Source organism: Longimicrobiaceae bacterium, from assembly GCA_035936415.1.
Classification (GTDB): domain Bacteria; phylum Gemmatimonadota; class Gemmatimonadetes; order Longimicrobiales; family Longimicrobiaceae; genus JAFAYN01.
This window is the reverse complement of the sequence record DASYWD010000215.1, coordinates 1-17,981: the sequence shown is the minus strand read 5'-3', so window position 1 is coordinate 17,981 and position 17,981 is coordinate 1. Positions and strand designations below refer to the sequence as shown.

17 protein-coding genes are annotated in these 17,981 nt (G+C 67.3%); 7 read left to right on the top strand and 10 right to left on the bottom strand.

Features of this window, described 5'->3' with window-relative positions; genetic code table 11:
• From VGR37_08520 to traF, 4 genes are all read left to right on the top strand, one after another.
• Positions 1-711: TrbI/VirB10 family protein (locus VGR37_08520; protein HEV2147435.1), on the top strand; the 711-nt coding region annotated here is incomplete at its 5' end.
• 63 nt (positions 712-774) lie between these two features.
• A complete protein-coding gene (locus tag VGR37_08515) occupies positions 775-951 on the top strand; it encodes a hypothetical protein (protein ID HEV2147434.1) in 177 nt (58 codons plus the stop codon).
• A gap of 2 nt (positions 952-953) precedes the next feature.
• A complete protein-coding gene (locus VGR37_08510) occupies positions 954-2,843 on the top strand; it encodes a type IV secretory system conjugative DNA transfer family protein (protein HEV2147433.1) in 1,890 nt (629 codons plus the stop codon).
• Positions 2,840-3,412 carry a conjugative transfer signal peptidase TraF gene (traF, locus tag VGR37_08505; protein HEV2147432.1) on the top strand — a complete coding sequence of 191 codons (573 nt, stop codon included), beginning with the start codon at positions 2,840-2,842 and terminating at the stop codon, positions 3,410-3,412. Before VGR37_08510 ends, traF begins: the two co-directional genes overlap by 4 nt.
• Positions 3,413-3,476: 64 nt before the next feature.
• Here the strand turns inward: traF and VGR37_08500 are convergent, their stop codons facing one another.
• From VGR37_08500 to VGR37_08480, 5 genes are all read right to left on the bottom strand, one after another.
• Complete coding sequence (locus VGR37_08500) at positions 3,477-4,709, bottom strand: XRE family transcriptional regulator (GenBank protein HEV2147431.1); 1,233 nt, start codon at positions 4,707-4,709, stop codon at positions 3,477-3,479.
• A complete protein-coding gene (locus tag VGR37_08495; GenBank protein HEV2147430.1) occupies positions 4,706-5,383 on the bottom strand; it encodes a hypothetical protein in 678 nt (225 codons plus the stop codon). The genes VGR37_08500 and VGR37_08495 overlap by 4 nt, the downstream gene beginning before the upstream one ends.
• Before the next feature lie 271 nt (positions 5,384-5,654).
• Positions 5,655-6,515, bottom strand: coding sequence for an RES family NAD+ phosphorylase (locus VGR37_08490; GenBank protein HEV2147429.1), 861 nt, complete (start codon positions 6,513-6,515; stop codon positions 5,655-5,657).
• Between the two features lie 458 nt (positions 6,516-6,973).
• Complete coding sequence (locus VGR37_08485) at positions 6,974-7,573, bottom strand: hypothetical protein (protein ID HEV2147428.1); 600 nt, start codon at positions 7,571-7,573, stop codon at positions 6,974-6,976.
• Positions 7,570-7,800 (bottom strand): helix-turn-helix transcriptional regulator, encoded by a 231-nt coding sequence (locus tag VGR37_08480; protein ID HEV2147427.1) that lies wholly within the window; start codon positions 7,798-7,800, stop codon positions 7,570-7,572. The genes VGR37_08485 and VGR37_08480 overlap by 4 nt, the downstream gene beginning before the upstream one ends.
• Before the next feature lie 194 nt (positions 7,801-7,994).
• On the opposite strand from VGR37_08480, the gene VGR37_08475 reads away from it, so the two are divergent.
• Entirely contained in the window at positions 7,995-8,888 is an 894-nt protein-coding gene (locus VGR37_08475; GenBank protein HEV2147426.1) for a site-specific DNA-methyltransferase, read from the top strand.
• A 100-nt stretch (positions 8,889-8,988) separates the two neighbouring features.
• Here the strand turns inward: VGR37_08475 and VGR37_08470 are convergent, their stop codons facing one another.
• The 5 genes from VGR37_08470 to mobC all read right to left on the bottom strand — a co-directional run bounded on the left by VGR37_08470 (position 8,989) and on the right by mobC (position 16,517).
• Positions 8,989-9,255, bottom strand: coding sequence for a hypothetical protein (locus VGR37_08470; GenBank protein ID HEV2147425.1), 267 nt, complete (start codon positions 9,253-9,255; stop codon positions 8,989-8,991).
• Positions 9,256-9,503: 248 nt separating this feature from the next.
• The gene (locus VGR37_08465; protein HEV2147424.1) at positions 9,504-11,726 is read right to left on the bottom strand and encodes a ParB/RepB/Spo0J family partition protein; all 2,223 of its coding nucleotides are present in this window, start codon (positions 11,724-11,726) and stop codon (positions 9,504-9,506) included.
• A 76-nt stretch (positions 11,727-11,802) separates the two neighbouring features.
• Complete coding sequence (locus VGR37_08460; protein ID HEV2147423.1) at positions 11,803-12,783, bottom strand: zincin-like metallopeptidase domain-containing protein; 981 nt, start codon at positions 12,781-12,783, stop codon at positions 11,803-11,805.
• Between the two features lie 1,617 nt (positions 12,784-14,400).
• On the bottom strand, positions 14,401-16,128 hold the full coding sequence (locus VGR37_08455; protein HEV2147422.1) for a relaxase/mobilization nuclease domain-containing protein: 1,728 nt from the start codon (positions 16,126-16,128) through the stop codon (positions 14,401-14,403).
• Positions 16,125-16,517: a plasmid mobilization relaxosome protein MobC gene (gene mobC, locus VGR37_08450; GenBank protein HEV2147421.1), complete on the bottom strand. Its 393-nt coding sequence runs from the start codon at positions 16,515-16,517 to the stop codon at positions 16,125-16,127. The genes VGR37_08455 and mobC overlap by 4 nt, the downstream gene beginning before the upstream one ends.
• A 169-nt stretch (positions 16,518-16,686) precedes the next feature.
• Here mobC and VGR37_08445 point away from each other — a divergent pair, with 169 nt between their 5' ends.
• Entirely contained in the window at positions 16,687-17,598 is a 912-nt protein-coding gene (locus VGR37_08445; GenBank protein ID HEV2147420.1) for an HD domain-containing phosphohydrolase, read from the top strand.
• Complete coding sequence (locus VGR37_08440) at positions 17,591-17,950, top strand: hypothetical protein (protein ID HEV2147419.1); 360 nt, start codon at positions 17,591-17,593, stop codon at positions 17,948-17,950. The genes VGR37_08445 and VGR37_08440 overlap by 8 nt, the downstream gene beginning before the upstream one ends.
• Positions 17,951-17,981 lie beyond the last annotated feature (31 nt).

Genomic DNA, 17,981 nt, shown 5'->3' with positions numbered 1-17,981 from the left:
GTCGGCACGGGCGCCGCACCGGCCGGGGAGACGGGCACGCGGGACCGGCACGCGGCGTTCCTGCAGGCCGCTGCCGGGCCGCAGGCCGCCGCTCCCGCGGCCTCGCAGGTCCAGCGCCCCGCGTCGCCCTACCAGATCATGGCGGGGACCCTCATCCCGGCGACGCTGGTGACGGGGATCAACTCGGACCTGCCGGGGGAGGTGGTCGCGCAGGTCACTCGGAACGTCTACGACACCCAGCAGCGGCACCTCCTCATCCCGGCCGGATCGAAGGTGCTGGGGAAGGTGGACAACCAGGTGGGGCTCGGGCAGGCGCGGGTCAACATCGCCTGGTTTCGGATCATCTTCCCCAACAACGCTAGCCTCGCCCTCCCGGGGTTCGGCGGGGTGGACGGGCAGGGCGCGGCCGGGATCCGAGACCGGGTGAACAACCACTACGGCCGGACCTACCTGAACGCGCTGCTGCTCTCGGCGATCACGGCAGGCGTCCAACTCAGCCAGCCGCAGGGCGGCGGCGTGTTCGCGCAGCCGTCGCCGGGCCAGGTGGCGGCCGGCGCACTGGGGCAGCAGATGGGGGAGGTCTCTTCCGAGGCGATCCGGCGCAACATGCAGGTGGGCCCGACCCTGGAGGTCCGCACCGGGTTCCGGTTCTCAATCTACGTGAGCCGCGACCTCGTGCTGGAACCCTACGACCACGGCGGGGCACGGTGAGCCGCGGAGATCCACGCCGGGGCGATTCCAGATGGAATCGCCCCGGGCTTCATGGAGGTACCCATGCCGTACCGATCCCACACTCAGTCCGACCGCGCGCGGCGGGGCCACGGGTTCGCGCGCGCGGCGGCTCGTGACGCCTGGCTCGCCGTCGAAGCGGTCCTGCTGACGGCGGGCCTGTCGCTCGGCCTCCTGGCCGCCGCGCTCGCCGCGCTTCTGGGCGCGAAGCCGCGGAGGTGACGATGGGCGCGCCGCAGCTCTCGCAGACGGCCCGCTCCGGCACGGCCGACGCCGGGCGCGCCTTCCTGCTGTTGACGGGGTTGTGTCTCGCGTTCGGAAGCTGGTGCGCGACTCAGTTCGTGGCGTACCGCCTCGGCTTCCCGCGCGAGTTGGGTGCCCCGGCGTTCGTCCTGCCGGCCGACCTGCACCTGGCCGCGCGCGCGGCGCTGAGCCTGTGCCTGGGCGGGGCCGTTTTGGCGGCGGCGATCCCGGCGGCCCGAAGGTTCTCCCCTGCCCTGCTCCTCGTAGCGGGGGTGGTCTTCGTCCTCGTCCGCTGGCCCGTGTACGGGCCGGTGCATTTCCTCTTCTGGAGCCACGCCCACGGGGCCCGTGCGGAGTTCGCGGACGCGTTCTCCGGCGGCCGGTTCGTGCTGGGGCTCGGCACCTTCGCGGCCTTCGTCGCCGTCTCCTCGATCCGGAGGCACGGCCGGCTGCGCCTCCCGTCAGGCTCCTTCGGCACGGCGAAGTGGGGGGTGGGGTCCCGGCTGGCGCGGGAGCCGGAGGGGCTGGAGTTGGGGCGCCGCCTGGAAGACGGCGCGATGCTGCGCTACGGCGGAGACGGACACCTCATCACGGTCGTCCCCACCGGCGGCGGGAAGGGGGTTAGCGCGGTCGTCCCCACGCTCCTGCACTACCCCGGCTCCATCCTGGTGCCGGACGTGAAACCGGAGCTGTACGCCATCACGGCCCGCCGGCGGCGGGAGATGGGGCACAAGGTCGTCTGCATCGACGGCTGGAACGAGGTAGGCGGAACGGACGGGATCAACCCCCTCGACTTCATCGACCCGGACAGCCCGGACGCGCTGGACGACGCGGAAATGGTCGCGGACATGTGCGTGGCCGCCGCGGAGCAGCACTCGAAGGAGCGGCACTGGACGGAGGAATCGCTGGCCCTCATCACGGGGATCGTGCTGCACGTGAAGACCACGGCGCCGCCGGAGCTCCAGAACCTCCCCCAGGTGCGGCGGCTCATCATGCTCCCGCGCGGCACGCCGGAGGAGCCGGGAGCGTTCGAGGAGTTGCTGGCGGAGATGATGGAAAACCCGCTCATCAACAACCTGATCTCCCAGCGGGCGGCGGCGCTCACGCAGAAATCGGGGGACGAGCGCTCCGGCGTGATCTCCTCGGCCCAGCAGCACACGCGGTTCCTGGACTCGCCCCGCGTGCAGAAAGTGCTCTCGCGCACGACGTTCGACCTGGGCGAGCTGAAGACCGGGCGCATGACGGTCTACGTGGTGATCCCCGCCCGGCGGCTGTCCCGGTACGCCCGCCTCTTCCGGCTGGTGCTCGGGAGCGCCCTGACGCGGATCAGCACGATCCCGGGCAAGCCCCGGCACAAGATCCTGGTGATCGGAGAGGAGTTCGTCCAGCTCGGCCGCCTGCGCCCCGCGGAGGAGGCGTTCCGGCTGTTGCGGGGCTTCGGGGTGCAGTTCTGGATTTTCATCCAGGACTTCGCGGCCTTCGAGGAGCTGTACCCGAAGAGCTGGCGCAGCTTCCTCGCCAACGCGGGGGTGCTGCAAGCGTTCAACGTGAACGACTGGTACACGGCCGAGGAGCTGAGCAAGCGGGCGGGCGAGACGACGGTGTTCGTGGAGTCGGAGAGCCGTTCGCGGGGAGTGAGCCGGGGCCGGACACCCAACGAGCAGGAGGGGTCCGGCCAGACCACTTCGGAGAAGGGGCGGCGGCTTATCTTCGCACACGAGGTCCTGACGACGGATCCCGACGAGGAGTTGCAACTCCTATTCGTGCAGGGGAGCGACCCGATGCTGGCTCGCCGCCTCATGTACTACAAGGACGAGGCATACCGGGGGCAGTTCGACCTGAACCCGCACCACCTGGAGGTGGGCGCATGAGGAACGTCGAACCGCGGCTACGGGCCCGTCTGGCTGCACTGGCTCAGACCTGCCGTGAGCCCTGGGCGCGGGTCTGCGTCGTCGTCGTGGCGGTGCTTTGCGCGGCAGCGCTGGCGGGCCTCCGAGTCAACGTGAGCCGGTCGTACCCGATTGGGCTCTATCACGTCGTGGGCGGCGCGGCCTCGATGCAGCGGGGCTCGGTGGTGGTCGTGTGCCTCCCGGTGGAGTGGGCCCGCTTCGCGCGCCAGCGGGGGATCCTCGGGCCGGGGCATTGCGAGGGGGGGACGTATGGGCTCGGCAAGATGGTGCTTGCCATGGAGGGCGATGTGGTGGAGCTGCGCCCAGAGGGGATCACGGTCAACGGGTCGGCCGTCGCCCGGAGCCGCACCCTGGACCGGGACTCACGGGGGCGGCCCCTGCCGCAGTACCCGCCAGGGCGGTACGTGCTGCGGCAGGGTGAGGTCTGGCTGTTCTCTGGGTACGCCGTGGGAGCGTTCGATTCGCGTTACTTCGGGCCGGTGTTCGTCTCGCGCGTCCGGGCGGTGATCCGGCCGTTGTGGACGGAGTGACGTGTAGCCTTACGGTGATGAAGAGTAGGGTTACACAGTGCGCTCATACGGTGCACCCCCGCTGTCAGCCCTGTTTGCGGTTACTGGGGAACGGGATAACGCGCCCGTTCCCCGGCCGTTCCCCCTTGATCTCTCCCTGTTGTGGGGGTCGGCTCGTCGGGAAATGCAGCAGACGCGGCTCAGGCGGGGTGTCGCTCAGATATCCGCGGGGCAGCCCCACAAGATCTTCGAGGTCCGAAGCCGGAAGGCCGAATCTGCCTCGGAATTGAGCTTTGCTCTGCACCCCGGACTGCACTAGCATTTCGACCGCGCGACGAAGCAGCCGTGGCCGCTCTACCGGGATCTCGCCGTCCAGCGGCTCGTGGGAGCGCCAGCGGCGGCGGGTGTAGTTCATCCAGAGCCGCTTCGTGTGCTCGTCGGATGCCATGCCCAGATCCGAGACCCGGTGGATCATCAAACCTACGGACACGTTCACCTGAGCCTTAAGGGCAAGCATCGCATCCAGGGTGGGGGCATACAACATGTCCTGGAATCGTTCTGCTGGGAGCAGGAACGCGCCCGCAAAGCGGTTGGCTTGCTGTTCCACCAGCGCATGTTGCTCCATTCGGCCGATCTTGACCTGGGGCACGTACCGATGCAAGAGTAAGTGGCCCAATTCGTGAGCGACGTTGAAGCGGTGCCGCGCCGCCGAATCTTTCTCTGTGCCGAAGAACAAGTACGGAACATTGGATCGCCAACGCCATTGAGAGAAAGCGTCCAAAGTGTGCGCCGCCAGCTCGCCCCTGGCTACGACCGCCCCATTGTTCTCCAGCAGCAGTGTCACATCGCTGATAGCTCCGTAACCCAGACCCCAAAAGCGACGTGCCTCAACAGCTAACCGCTCGATCTCGGCCGTGTCCAGCCGCGATGGATCGGAGCTGACAACAGCCGGTGGAAAGTGGACCCGTGGCAGCTCCATGAATGTTCGTAGAACATCCACGATTTCGCGCAGCCAGTCGTAGCGGCTCTGGGCTCGCCGACGTGCGGCGGCTGTGGCACTCGCGGCCGACCGCCAGAAGACAGCCGATGCCGGCTCATCGTCCGGCATTGGTCGGGTGAAGAATGCAGGCTCGACGTTGAGAACGCTAGCGAGTCGCTGTAGCGTATCGGGTGTGGGCTTCTGTTTCCCCTTCTCGTACTGTGTGATCGACGCGGGTGTGACCCCCACGAGTTCAGCCAAAGCGATACCGGTAAGCAGGCGCGCCTCGCGCACCTGCTTCAGACGGCGGCCAATGAAACCGGGCGTACCACTGCTCATCCGGCGTCGCCGGTCTGCTGATCCGGCCGGAGCTTAGGCAGCGCCACGTCTTCAATTTCGATGACGTGATCTACCGCGCTAGAACGGTCGCGATCAAGGACGTGCGGGAACATCTCCATCAAGTCCAAGGATTGGGCGGCGTACACGCCGCCGCCGACGATCGGGAAGCGGACATACACGAAGTCCGGGGCTTCTCTGTCCACACGCTGGTACGCCTTCAAGCCATCGCAACCATGGACCAGATATGCGTGGAGGGGAGTGTCGGGCTCTACTCCTTCGAGCGTAAATAGGTCAAGGATGTTAGGGCTACACAGGATACGCCGGTACGCCGCATTCCGCACGGCACTGTCCCTCGCGGGGATGTAGTGGGGCGTGATAGACCCGGCTCCCCCCACCAACATGATGTTACGGGAGGTGCGGCTGACGTTGAAGATGTCCTTGGGAATCACGCCGCTGCCTCGGTGCTTCTCACCGACCGCACGAAGCGTCTGGATGACGTTCGCGCGTTGTACGTGGGGACGTAGATCAACTCCTTCGCTACCCGACCACATGAGCCGTAATTGCCGCGCCGTCTGCGGGTACGTGTCAACGACCGCCCGAAACATGTCCTCCACAACCTGCGGCTTGAAATAGCTCAGAAACAGATCGAGGACCGGAACCTGTGCTCCCTCCATCCCAACACCCTCCACTTTAAGGCTCCCGGGAGACGATTCAGCGAGTCGTCGTTTTCGCCGATTATTTTAAGTGAGCCAGCGCACTGGCGCAAGCCTCTCGTTCCGTCACTCAGTAGTCAGCGGTACAACTCCCCACCACCCCATGACTTACCTGCCGCACCTGTGGCGATCCCCGTACCTGGCTGCCGCAGCATCTCTGGACGTTGATTTGATTCCAGACGGAATCGGGGCCGCGCGGCTGGATCCCCCACGCCGTTCCGCATGCCCTGTATCAGAAGTCCAGGTCCACCTCGTTGGGTCCCCCAGCAAAGTCGTCGGAGGGCAGCTTTTTCATGAGCACCAGCTTTGGCTCCCCCGTGGGCGTGATCTTCAGATCGCCCCAGCTGAACAGTACCAGGTTGACCTCGTAGTGCCTCTGGCTGTTGAAGATAATCCCGCGGAAACCCTGCGCTCGGGCGCAGTCCGCGATGAATCGCGGAACGAAGTATTCTGGCTTCCACGCGGAGTCCTTCTCCGGCACCAACTGCGGCAGGTGGCTATGGATGAGACCCAGCGCCAGAATCGGGAGGTCCAAGGTCTTCGCCGCGAAGAAGCTTGTACGGAGGTCCAGGATGTCCTGGAGCACGGGAAGATCGAACTGCTGTACCCAGGCGAAACCCTCACCGGCATCTGCATTGAGCGTCTCCTGGAGCGCGGCCTGCTCCGACTCCGCCAGGTAGAAGACTGACTGCCCATAGTGATTGAACCGGCCTTCCGCGTGCGCGTGCCTTGGCGGCGGCGGGTTGAGATCCATGGGGCCGAAGACCCGCGCCCCGTCGGGGCGCCTCGCCCTGCACCAGGACTGTGCTCCTAGGCCGGTTTTGGGGAAATCGCGGATTGTGGAGGAGATTTTTCGACCAATCGGATGGTTCAGCCCCAGGTACGGGAACCGCCGTAGGTGGGCCGCGAAGTCCTCGACGCGCCCCTCGAACTTCTCGCGCCAGGTAGCCCAGCGCCTATCTGCTTCGATTTCCTCTTCCGGCTTCTCGCCATAGTCATCCCACCGCTCGAACGAATCCCGGCCACAGTGTGGGCAGAGCAGCAGCTCAGCTACCTCGTCGCGGTCCCCTTCGGGGACCCCGACATGATCCATCAAGTCGTTGAGACAGGAGCGGATTCCGAGTACCCAGACCTCCTCGCCTCCCTCATAGGGCTGGCAGGTGAGGCAATAGGCGACGTGGGGCTGGACACGCTCGGACCACTCCGCCGGTGTTCTTGTGCGCCGCGCCATAAGCCTGACTTACTCCCCGGCCTGCCGAAACCGGGACAGGAGCTGGATGAGCTTGTACAGCGCGATATGGAACTGCAGAAGCTTCTTCCCCGTCCACCATCCAGGGGCTTTCGACTCGCGATATTTCGGCCCGGTCTCGACCACGCGCATCCAGAGTACGATCGTACCGGTGTGGACGCATCGCCGGTAGCTCTGCCACGATTGCAACCCTGGCATGGGCGAGACGGGGTGGTATTCTGCCATGGACGGCCCGTGATTCCGTCTAGAATCATGGGTGCTAGATAGGCGTCTGCGGCATCCCCGTGAGAGGTTGCTCGACACTAGCTGAAGAGGTCGGGGTCCGGCGCAGCACTCTCGTCCTTTTTTCTCTTCTTTCTCGGCTTTGGCGGCCTCTTCGGGGGAATAGAGCCGAAGATTAGCTCTCCGTACTTCCGGACGTGACTTACTGGAATTTTCGGATTGTTGATATGCGTCAGCTTGGGGTTGTCAATTAGCTTCTGCTCCCATCGGTCGAAATACTTGCTGAGAGCCTCCGGCTCCACCCGATAGATCTCCTGAATGTCTATTCCGCAGTAGGTCGCGAAGATCCAGGTAGCCTTACGGTACTTGGCGAGGATCGTCGGATTTAGATGGTGGTGGGTCGTAAACGTGTCCTGTAGGTCCAGATTGACGGACTTCAACTCGTACTGGCGGCGCGTGGATGGATCGGTTGCATCGAGCGCGTCCTCAGCGTCATTCCCCTCGCGGCCTGGGATGACGCTCAAACCCAGAGTGAGGAGGACCTGCAACAGCTTGCCTCCGTTGTCCTGGAAGATATCCGGGATACCGTGTTTCACGGCGAGCGCCTGATATTCCTGGATGTAGGGAAGCAGCTGATCCAGCTTCGCTTTGTCCGGATGAGGAGTGAACCCGGGGATCATGGCGTGTCCCCCCGGAGCAACTCATGGAGCGGCTGACCCACAGCGCGAGCCAGCTTCTCCATATTATCGACGCTGATGTTGCTCTCGGCCCGCTCCACTGCCCCCACGTAGGTTCGGTGGAGCCCTGCCCTGGAAGCGAGGGCCTCCTGGGAAAGCGAAAGTGCTTCGCGGGCGCGACGAAGGCGGCGGGCGAACACAATCCGGGCGGATTCGATGGGGCTGGACATGGCGCCACGATACAGCCCAGACTATCTTTCCTCCACAGCATATACATAGCACCTTCGAACGCGGGAGACGGACTTTGGCCCATCAGGCGAGTTTTCCTACGCTTCCAGGCAGAACAGCGGCCTACACGACCTCGTTGGGAGCGGCGTACTGCGGCGACTCGCAGGCTCTGCTGGAAGCGCTTCCAGATGGGAGCGTGAGCCTCGTGATGACCAGCCCCCCGTTCGCCCTACAGCGGCAGAAGGAATACGGGAACAAGGAACAGCACGAGTACGTGGACTGGCTCGCCGGCTTCGCCGAGGTGGTCTACCGCAAGCTACGGGACGATGGGAGCTTTGTTCTCGACCTGGGGGGGAGCTATCGGAAAGGCGTTCCTGCGCGGTCCCTCTACCCGTTTCGGGTACTACTTCGGTTCTGTGACGATCTGGGATTTAGGCTTGCGGAGGATTTCTACTGGTTTAACCCGTCGAAGCTGCCAAGTCCCATTGAATGGGTCAACAAGCGGAAGATGAGAGCGAAGGACTCGGTCAACACGGTTTGGTGGTTCAGCAAGACCGATTGGCCGAAGGCGGATGTGACTCGGGTGCTCGCTCCCTACAGCGGGCGCATGCAGAAACTCCTTGAAGACCCTGACAAGTTCTATCAGCCGAAATTGCGGCCGTCCGGGCACGATATCGGAAAGGGCTTCGGAAAGGACAACGGTGGGGCAATCCCATCCAACCTGCTCCAAATCCCGAACAGCGAATCGAACGGCCAGTATATGGCCGGTTGCAAGGTGGTCGGTGCGAAAGGACACCCCGCCCGATTCCCTGCGAAGCTCCCGGAGTTTTTCGTGCGGTTCCTGACAGACCCGGGCGACCTGGTGGTGGATATTTTTGCTGGGAGCAACACGACGGGCCAGGTAGCCGAGGCCGAGGGTCGTCCCTGGCTCGCAATCGACGCCGAGATAGAATACCTGGCGTGCTCGGCCTTCCGATTTCTTCGGAACGATCCGGATGAGGACCAGATTCGGGCGGTTTACACCCGCATTATGAAGGGCGAGGCTGTAGATCTGACCGCGTATCGCGAGCAACCGAGCCTATTTGGCTGATGGGCCTCGGAACCTAGCACCTGAAGAAAACCTGAGCGGCTTTTAGGCGGCTGGGCGCACTCTCCCTACCGAGTTCGCCCATCTCTACTCTCGGGCAAGCCTAAGTATCAGCGGAGTTCGCTGAACCCTGCCTCTCCAACTCCGCAACGCGCTTCTCCAAGGCGCGGATGCGGAGCAGCGCCAGGAGGAGTTTGTGAAGGGATGTATGCGGCTGGACCGTCTTAACGCCGTTTTTGAGCTGTGAGATGTACGCCTGAGTCACTCCGAGTGCCTTCCGGGCCTCATCCTGCGTACGAAACCTCAACTCCTTGAGGAGCGCGTTGAAGTTGTCCGTGGGGATCTCCTGCTCGTCCTGAATCTCGATCATCGTCCGCTCCAAGGCTCGTCCACGGAGCGCGACACATCCGGCCGCGCTCCATCTGTGTAGCGACATTCTACCGTCGAAACGCGCGGAGGCTCAAGCCGGCCCAGGGTTCTCCCCCCAAAGCCGGGCGAGCGGGGGGCTTGTCCCCCCCGAGCCTGGCACGGTCGAATTTTTTCGGCCGGACGCTCCCCCGACCCCCACTGGCGGCGTGACCGGGGGCCCGCGCTGCAGGCGGGCCCCCGGTCCGATGCTCACGCTGCCGTGCTCTTCTTCCGGCGTCCCCCGCGGGCTCGGCGCGGGGTCAGCTCGTCGGCCGGGGCCTCGGCGGCCGACTCCTCCGGGGGAGCGGCTTCCTCCTGGCCCGTCCCGCCCTCCTGCGCCGCCGGCTCGCCCTCCGCGGGGGCCTCCGCTTCCGGCCCGAACCGCTCCGCGTAGGCGGCGGCAACCTCCTCGTACATGGCGCGCTCGTCGGCGCAGTCCAGTCCCTCCGCGCTCTGGCCCCCGCCTACGGCCTCGGTGTGCAGGGTCTCCATCGCGGCGACGATCTCCTGGAGCTGCTGCACCTGCTCGCCCGCGCTCTCCGAGAGATCCGCCCCGGCCTCCGCAAGCGGCGCGTAGACCGTGTGGAACCGCTCCGCGAGGTCGCGCATGCGGTCCGCGGGGCTCTTCCCCGGGAGCGGCACGGCACTGCGGACCGCCTCCAGGCGGGCGGCGTAGACCTCCCCCACCCGCCGCACGGCCTCGGCCTCCATCGGGTCGCGGTGGCTCCCCAGGGTCCCCGCCCGGATGCGGAGGACGACGATCCGGGCGAAGAGCTGGAGTTCCCGCTTCGGGAGCGCGAGCCAGTGCTTACGCTCAATGCTGTTCTGCGGGAGCCGGATTTCGTGCTGGTCCGCGATCCGGTGCAGAGCGTAGTCCGTCACCTTGGGAAGCTCGGTCAGCAGGTCGGCAATGACCTCCGGGTGCCGCAGGTCCAACGCGGCCGCCTCGTCCCGCTCCCGCGCGTTGCGCTCCTCGGTGAGCCGCCGGAGCAGGTCGAGCCGGGCCTGGGACGCGGACCGGGTGGCCTTCTCCACCGCCGCCCGGTCGATGCACACGAGGCTAAAGCGGGCGCGGTACGGCTCGAAGTTCTCCACCACCCGGAGCGATTCGACGGGGAGCAGGTCGGGGTCCAGCAGGGTCCGCAGCTCGCGGTAGTCGCTGGCGGAGTCGGTCACGACCTCGGCGAACGAAAACAGCTCCTTCGCCTCCGTCGCGGGCACGGGTTCCGTGGGGACCTGCCCCGCCTGCGCCGCCTGCTCGGCCTCGGCGCGGCGCCGCTCCAGGTCGGCGCGGCGCGCCTCCTCGGCCCGGCGCTGCTCCTCCTGGGCGTCGTTCTGCCGGCCCATCCACCACGTGAGGTTGAAGCACCGGCGGGTGGGCGCCCCGCCAAGCCGGTACGTCCAGACCGGCCCCTTGCAGCCGCACTCCTCGTCGTGGCCGGTCGGGTTGAACAGGGGCGCCGCCTCCCCCTGCTCCGCGTCCGCCGCGCTCAGCGGCTTGGACCACCGGACCGCGGCCCGGCCGATGATCTCCCGCAGGCGGGAGAGGTTCAGGCCCTCGGCGCCGGGGTAACGGAAGTGCTCGCGGATGCGCGTCTGCACCGTGTCGAACACCTTGGCGCGCACGTCCTCCGGGATCCCGGCGAACGGCACGAACGCGTCCCGCGCCTGGGTGGCCGTAACGAGCCCGTCCTCCACCAGCTTTTGCGTGCCGGACGGCAGCTTGAGCAGGGCGAGCCGATTGGCGACGTAGGGCTGTGACTTCCCGATCCGCTCCGCGAGCGTGTAGGTGCTGTCCCCTTCGTGGTCGTTGAGCCAGCGGCGGAATCCGCGCGCCTCCTCCATCGGCGTCAGGTCGGCCCGCTGGATGTTCTCGATCAGCGCCAACTCGAACGCCTCGGCCTCGGTGAAGGTCCCGACCACGGCGGGGAGCTGACGGCCGGTGTTGGCGCAGGCGCGCAGCCGCCGCTCACCAATGACGAGCCAGTGCGGCCCCTCCTCCCGCAGGTGGACGACGGCGGGCTGGCGCACCCCCTGGCGGCGCACCGAGTCGTCAAGCTCGGCCTGTGCCTCCGGGTCGAAGTGGGTGCGGGGGTTGAGACCGGGCCAGGGGATCACCTCGCCGGGCCGGAACATGCGGAGTTCCGGGGCGGCCTCCTCCACCAGCACGACGGCGGCGGACGGCTCCGGCTCGGAAGCCGGCGCGGCGTCCGGCTGACCCTCGTCCGCGGATGGCGCGGGCGCCTGCTCGGGCTCCGCCGAAATCTCGGCACGGGCGGCGGCGGTGGGGGCCTCCTCGGCGATCTGCTCCGCCGCGGGCGGGTCGGTCTGGACCGGCTCCACGGCCGTCGCGGCGGCGGTCGCCTCGGATGCGGGCTCCATCACGGCGGCGGTCGCCTCGGGGGTCTGCTTCCGGCTGCGGTTCTTACGCATGGCTCCGCTCCTCTGCTAGCGATTCCAGATGGAATCGCGGGTGAAGGGGGGCGCCGGGGTGCGCCCCCCGGCTCCGTCACGCCGCGGCGTCCACCGCGGGCGCGTCCTCCCCTTCCTCCGTCTCCGCCATGTCAGACGCGGGCGGGACCGCGCCCAGGTACTCCGCCACCTGCCGCGCCTGGCTGGCCGCGTGGAAGATGGCCCGCTTGTCCTCCCGCAGGACGTTCAGCCAAAAAGCGACGTACTCCGGGTGCTGGAGCTGTCCCCGGATTCCCAGGGCGGCGCAGAGGAACGCACCCCCCATCTCCGCGACAAGCTCCTCCCGTGCGTAGGACGGGGAGCCGAATGCGCCGGAAAGGTCCCGGTCCAGCCGCGAGGGGTGCCCCGTCCAGTGCGCCAGCTCGTGCAGAAGCGTGGCGTAGTACGCCCCCACCTCGGCGAAGTCGGCCAGGGCCGGCATTCCGATGGCGTCCGCCGCCAGGCTGTAGCCCGCCACGGACCCGCCGACGATCACGCGCGCGCCGGAGCCGCGCACGAACGCCTCGGCCTCCTCGATGGGCTCCCAATCGTGGCGCGGGGCCTCGAAACGGGACGGCGGGAGTCCGTCCACCTGGGCGCGGTTGAAGACGACGAAGTGCCGCAGCAGCGGGATTCCCCGCCGGTCGCTTCCGTCGCTCCCCTGCTCGTCCCGCCGGGGGAGGATCTTCCAAAACGTGACGACGGTCCCCCGCTCTCCCTTCCGCACCCCCGCGCGCGCGGGCTCCGGCCCGGTGCCGGCCCACATCCAGCGCCGCCCCTCGCGGCGGTAGCCGCACGCCTGCATGGCCTGGTTGAAGGTGAACCACTCCTGCGAGCTGTAGCCGCGCTCCTGGGCGGTGAGCCACAGCAGCAGAACGTTAAGCCCGTGGTAGGGGCGGCCGGTGCGCCCGTTCCGCGGGAAGCCGGTCCCCGCGGCCCAGGGCTGGACCCAGGGGGCCACGCCCTGTTCAAGCGCGGCGACGATGCGGTCCGTAACCTCCTGGTAAAGGTCGCGCGGGGGGTGGGTCGATGCGCGCATTCGCGTTGCTCCTGCTCGGGTGATTCGCTCCGCCAACCTGAGACAAATATAACTCAGTTATAGGGCAGAGTCAACAACTGAGTTATAAACTGTTACAGTTTAGACGGGCTTAAAACCCATGCAGTAGCCTCGGCGCACTCCGTCGAAACCGCCCCCGCGACAGACCCGCCGGAGCGGCACGGAGCTGCCCGTGCTGAATCGCCCCCCTGCGATGCCAAACGTGGGGGCGTGGGGGCGCTGCCCCCCACACATGCCCGCCGCAGGCGACCTACCCGCCGGAGCGAACTTGTGAGCGCAGGCGATAGCGAGCCTAAGCGAGCGTAGCCAAAAGCGCCGCGGATGCGGAGGCGCTGACTTCCCCGCACGGAAGCTGTGACGGCGGCGGGGGGTTGGACCGGATCGGTGGGAGAGCGGAGGGGTACGGGCTGGGACGGCGGCGCTCCCGGCGGTTTGGGAGCGCTGCCGTGGTGGTCGGGGAGCCGACGCCGAAGGCGTGGGCGAAGGGGAGGGGGGAAGGCTCCGTGCCCGGCCCCGCCGGGCGCGGTGCCTCAGTTGCCGTTGGGAGTCGGCGCCGCAGGCGCGGACGACTGTGGGGTGGGGACCGCGTGAGGGATGCGCGCCCGGCAGGGCCGAGACCCAACAGCAGTACCGTTGGGGCTCGGCGGAGTTAGCCGGCGTTGTTTGCCGGCTTACTCCGCGCGCAGCCCGGCCCCCCGCCAGGGGGGACACGCCAGAGCCCCTCCAGGGTCGATAACGGCCGCGTAGTTTTCTGGGCTACACCAAGAATATGCTTGTCTTTGCCGCTGGTAGACGCATATTTTTCGGCCACCCTTCTGTTGCCGCAATCTTCGCCTGCGAGTTGACGATTTTCGCATGATGTCACTAAATCTTGCAGCAGCGTTGGGAGCCTTGCTTGCGATGTTGGTCTTGGCTCTACTGCGGAAACGCGATGATACCTTGCGCGCTTCATATCTGCTCGTCCTAGCGACGTTTTGTGGCCCTATGCTTGGAGCAGTGACTACAGAGCTGCTCCACCAGAAGCACACGCAGCACGCTGAGAGTCCTCCCGCCGGAGTACCATCACAACAGACGGATACGGCGCCACCTGGGCCCGGTGAGATCAAATTCATGGGCTCTACTCCGCTGGACCCGGTAGAGCAAGTCACCTTGGTCCGACCGGATACACAAATCACCGTGATCCGACCAGATACACCCGTGGTCCGCGGTCATGTCGGAAGCGTTGGTGTTCAGGTTCGGGATTGCAGCGCAAGTGGAACTACGGTTACGTGCAAATTTTCCTTTCTAGCAACTGACGGGGATGCAGATGTTGGAATAGAAGGTTGGCACGGGAGGACCAAGTTGTTCGATGACCAGGGTAACGACGCGAAGCCATTCGAGTTTAGCCTCGCGAATAAACAAGGTTCCAACGAAGCCAGCACCACTCTAGTAGAAGGATTCATAACATCTGGTGAAATCAAGTTTTCTGATGTTAGAGAGGATGCGCAAACAATCAGCTTACTCAAAGTAGAGGTTGTGGTCAGGACTCCGAGTAACGTAACTCGGCGGGGACTCGAGTTTCGGAGGTTGCCTATAGAGAGATGAGGCCGTTCGCATCTCCTATCTCCCCCGGTCCAGTTCCCGGTCCTGCATCAGACCCTTGAGCGCCTGGATTGCCCGTGCGGGAAGCTGGCGGTGAGGTGCGGCTAACCACTGAGCCAACTCCCGCACATGGTGCGGGGCCATCCGCGCCACCGTCCGCTGCAACTCGATCGTGACCTGGCGATGGGGAGCGGTGATCCAGCGGTGAAGGTCGTTAATCTCCCTTGGAAGCAGCTTGTTCATCGCGAGGCCGATACGCACCCGCTCGCGCGTACCATCGGAGTTGCGCTTTACCTGCGCGCCGACCGCGTTGACCCGCGCCCCGGCCCGCCGCACGGCAGCGTCAAGGTGCGCGAGCGCGGGACGGTGGGGCGCTGCGGCGCGTGCCTCGGCGAGGGCTCTCCCCAACTCCGCCGCACCCCGTGCACGCTCCCTCGCCGGCGCGGCATCCTCGGAGCGAACCAGCCCCCAATGGCGCCGCTGCTCCACGGTCTTGAGGGCTCCGAACCGCTCCGGCCGTTCCCGGAGCTCCCGGACGGCATGGTCGGCGCCCCTCGCGCGGGCCAGTTCGTCGTAGGCGCGGCGCGCCTCGGCAGGCGCCCGGTAGACCTCCGCGAGTGCCCGGTCCAGGGCGCGGGATGCCGCAACCACCCGCTCCGCCTGCCACTGGAGTTGATCGCGCCGCGCGCGGAGTTCCGCCAGGTCGCGCGCCGCCCGGCCGTGGTCCGCCCTCAGCCAGTTCGCCTGGTCGAGTGCGTGGAGGTCCTGGACGACTTCGCGGACGCGGGGGGATAGGGAGTCCACGACGCTCCGGTGCGCTTGGTGCTCGGCCAGCGTCACCCCGAACCGCCGCTCCAGCTTGGCACGCGAGGCGTCCCGGTCCACGCTGGACGCCTTCACGTGCTCCCTGCCGTCCGTCAGCACCATCCCGGCCCCCTTCGCCTCCACGCGAAATCCGTGGCGCTCCAGGCGGCGCGCGAGGTCGTCCCAGGTGCGCGCCTCGCGCAGGTCTCGGCCGGCGACGGTGCGCACGTGTTCGAGGAACGATCCACCAGCGCGCTCACCCCCGGGGCGGGACGCCTGCACGCCGATCTCCCGCCGCTCCCACCGGGGCGCCAGCTCAGCAGCCGCCTTGCGGGTCCGCGGCGGGTACTCGGGCTTCTGGCGCTGCTCCCATCCCCGGCGCTTCGCCTCGCGCGTCTGCTCCTTCTTCAGTTCGTGCTCGCGCGGGTCGCGGCCCATCTCGCGGCTGTAGATGTGATTCCAGGTGGAATCAAGGCTGCGGTGCCGCTGCCGGTCGAGGTGGACCTTGCGCCCGTCCACTTGGCGCGCGTCCAGCCAGACGTGCACGTGGGTCTGCTCCGTGTCCCGGTGCACCGCGGCGAAGCCTCTCGCCTTCGGGAACTCCCGGTCCAGCCACTCCCGCACCATCCCCAGCGCCTTCTCGCTCGTCACGTTCCGCTCGAAGCTCACCAGGACGCGATAGTGGGTGCGGGGCTCCCCGCGGGACTGGTGGCGGTCGATCTCCAGCTTCTCGCGCACGGACGCGTGCGCCACGAGGTTGTCCCGCAACTCGGCGTAATCGCGCCCGGCGGCGATCCGCTCCGGGAGGTTGTAGAGCATGATCCCGTGCTCCTCCTCCAGCACCGCCCGGTCGCGGGTGATGTACCCGACGTGCCGGGCCGACGCACCGACCGTCCCCGCCCAGAAGCGAATGAAGGTTCCGCCCCGCGCCGCAGTGCTCACCGCAGGCGCTCACGGATCAAGTCCACCGTCTCCTCCACCGCCCGCGCCGCCTCCTGCAACTCGGCGTCGGTCGGCGGGAGAGCGGAGCCGCCCACGTCGGCGGAGTTCTCCCGGTGGGCGAGCTGGTTGAGGTTCACCCCGACCTTGCGGAGCTGGAACATCAGCCCTTCCAGCACCTCCACCTCCAGCGGGGAGGCGCGGTGCGGAAGGCGCTCGGGGGCCCCGTCGGCAGCCCCCAACTCGGCGAGGAAGCGGGTGTAGGGACGCCCCGCCCTCCGGGCGTTCTGCTTAATCCTTGCCGCCTCCTCGCCGGTCGCGCGGATGAAGAACGGCACCGGGTACTTTCCGGCGAGCCGCCGCCGCTTCCGCCTCTCCAGTTCGTCGGACATACGCACCTCCGCGTCGTGGGCCTGGTTGTAGTTCCCCTTGAGCGCGCAGCGCGAATGGGGCAGGACGGCGCGGCGCGCAGCGGCCGGGCCGGCATCGTGCTGGCACGATGCGTATCCTGCACTCACGCCGCCCACAACTCAGGTACTTCCGAAGCGGCGGGTGCGTTGTATGCTGACTCCCGCAGAACGTGAAACGATCCGGGAAGTGTGTGCCGAAGCCGACCGAGCGCAGATCGCGGAGGGGATCTCGCGCATTGCGGCGCGGCTCCGGGCCGTCGGTGTAGTCGCGGTCCGCAGCACCATTCTGCACTCACGTCGCAGCGGCTCAGAGATCGAGCGGCTGATGGTGGTCCACCACGCCGCGGCGGGCGCCTGGCTCCTCAAAGATGCAGGCTACGGCGGGGCGATGGTCTCGACCGCCTGCTCGCATCACAAGCGCTGGGACGGGCTCGGCGGGTACCCGGACGGGCGGGCCGGCGAAGCGATCCCGCTGTGGGCGCGCGTGCTGGCCGTGGCGGACACGATCGACGCGATGAGCTACCCCCGCCCGTACCGGCCGGGGCTCCGGTGGTCCGTGGTGGTGGCGGAGCTGGAGCGCTGCCGCGGGAATCGGTTCGATCCGCTAGTGGCAGGCGTTGCGCTGGGGATGCTCGAGGAGCTGGAGGGGATCCGGGAGGGGTACGCGCGGCCGATGGACGTGGCGGCGTTCCGGAACAGAAGGCGTGCGCGCAGCGCACTGCGCCGCTATCTTGCGCCGCCCCCCCACCTAGAGCTCCGATGCAGCAGCCCGTCGACGTCCCCTCACGTCCTCGCGCAGGACAACGTCACCACATTCGTAGCCATGCTCCGCCGCCTGGCCCGCCCTGGCGTGGAGCGCCTGGTGCTGAACTTCGCCCACACCGATCAGGCGGATACGGCCGCGCTGCGGGCGCTGGTTCGCCTGCGGGCCCAGCTCCTTGCGGAGCGAGTTGATCTGGCGGTCATGAACCTCCCGCCGAAGCTTCGGAAGCAGTTCGACCGGCTGGACCTGCTCACCCGCCTCCCGCTCGCCGCGTCCTCACCACCCGCCGCGAATGCTTGATCCTGAGTTCCGGGAGCGGATCCGCGAGGCGCTCCGCACGGAGGTGGCGAGCCGAGGGCTCCGCGTCGTCGCCCGGGAGGTGGGGCTTCGGCCGAGTGGGCTCCGGAAGCTGATCAGCGAGGAGAGTCCCACGACGCCGCAGGAGAACACCGAGCGGAAGATGGCGAGCTGGATCGCGCGGCGGCAGGTGAGCGCGACGGGAGATCCGTACGAGGCCGCGGGGAAGCGGGCGGCGCTGCAGCTGCTGCGGGGGGCACTCCCCCGGCGGGAGCAGGCGCGGCTACGGGAGCTGATCCGGGAGAGCCTGTGGACCGCGGGTCTCCCGGTGGGATGGATGGACGAGGAGGTATAACGCAGAGCGGCCCCGCAGCGGAGAGCTGCGG

Bases quoted from the DNA above. Each gene is read 5' to 3' on its own strand.
- VGR37_08465 (HEV2147424.1), bottom strand. From the start codon at position 11,726: ATGCGTAAGAACCGCAGCCGGAAGCAGACCCCCGAGGCGACCGCCGCC.
- VGR37_08515 (HEV2147434.1), top strand. From the start codon at position 775: ATGCCGTACCGATCCCACACTCAGTCCGACCGCGCGCGGCGGGGCCAC.
- VGR37_08495 (HEV2147430.1), bottom strand. From the start codon at position 5,383: ATGGAGGGAGCACAGGTTCCGGTCCTCGATCTGTTTCTGAGCTATTTC.
- VGR37_08510 (HEV2147433.1), top strand. From the start codon at position 954: ATGGGCGCGCCGCAGCTCTCGCAGACGGCCCGCTCCGGCACGGCCGAC.
- VGR37_08485 (HEV2147428.1), bottom strand. From the start codon at position 7,573: ATGATCCCCGGGTTCACTCCTCATCCGGACAAAGCGAAGCTGGATCAG.
- VGR37_08490 (HEV2147429.1), bottom strand. From the start codon at position 6,515: ATGGATCATGTCGGGGTCCCCGAAGGGGACCGCGACGAGGTAGCTGAG.
- VGR37_08460 (HEV2147423.1), bottom strand. From the start codon at position 12,783: ATGCGCGCATCGACCCACCCCCCGCGCGACCTTTACCAGGAGGTTACG.
- mobC (HEV2147421.1), bottom strand. From the start codon at position 16,517: ATGTCCGACGAACTGGAGAGGCGGAAGCGGCGGCGGCTCGCCGGAAAG.
- VGR37_08500 (HEV2147431.1), bottom strand. From the start codon at position 4,709: ATGAGCAGTGGTACGCCCGGTTTCATTGGCCGCCGTCTGAAGCAGGTG.
- traF (HEV2147432.1), top strand. From the start codon at position 2,840: ATGAGGAACGTCGAACCGCGGCTACGGGCCCGTCTGGCTGCACTGGCT.
- VGR37_08445 (HEV2147420.1), top strand. From the start codon at position 16,687: ATGCTGACTCCCGCAGAACGTGAAACGATCCGGGAAGTGTGTGCCGAA.
- VGR37_08470 (HEV2147425.1), bottom strand. From the start codon at position 9,255: ATGATCGAGATTCAGGACGAGCAGGAGATCCCCACGGACAACTTCAAC.
- VGR37_08480 (HEV2147427.1), bottom strand. From the start codon at position 7,800: ATGTCCAGCCCCATCGAATCCGCCCGGATTGTGTTCGCCCGCCGCCTT.
- VGR37_08440 (HEV2147419.1), top strand. From the start codon at position 17,591: ATGCTTGATCCTGAGTTCCGGGAGCGGATCCGCGAGGCGCTCCGCACG.